This is a genomic window from Streptomyces sp. NPDC002403 (assembly GCF_053593015.1).
This window is the reverse complement of record NZ_JBSFBQ010000025.1, coordinates 120,753-121,154: the sequence shown is the minus strand read 5'-3', so window position 1 is coordinate 121,154 and position 402 is coordinate 120,753. Positions and strand designations below refer to the sequence as shown.

Annotated in this window: 1 pseudogene; it reads left to right on the top strand. The window is 70.1% G+C overall.

The window, feature by feature from the left end:
- Positions 1 to 402 (top strand): annotated as a pseudogene (locus tag ACWCPY_RS25375) (ADP-ribosyltransferase); the annotation flags it as partial.

Sequence of the window (402 nt, the reverse complement as noted above, 5' to 3'; positions counted from 1 at the left end):
CGCCAAGGGCGCCGGCGCCGGCCTCTCCAAGATCGGCGACATCACCAAGGGCCTCAAGGGCATCGGCAACATCGAGATCCCCAAACTCCCCGACGGTTCGGTGCAGTTGCCCGACGGTCGTCTCCTGGAGCCCAACGGCAACCTGGTCGCTCCGAACGGCGTGGTCGAAACGACCCCGGTCCCGCAGGACATGGTCCCCCATACGTCGGGCCTGCCGTCGTCCTGGCAGATTCAGCAGCCGGTGCCGACGGGTGTCCACGCGGGAAGCGGCTTCCCCGACATGGCGCCGCACACCCCCGGCGGCTTCGACAATGTGCCGCCCGGTCCGGGCGGCCATGTGCCGGGCGGCGTACCCAACCACGTACCGAACGGGTCCTTCGGCCCCGCGCCCGCACACTTCGT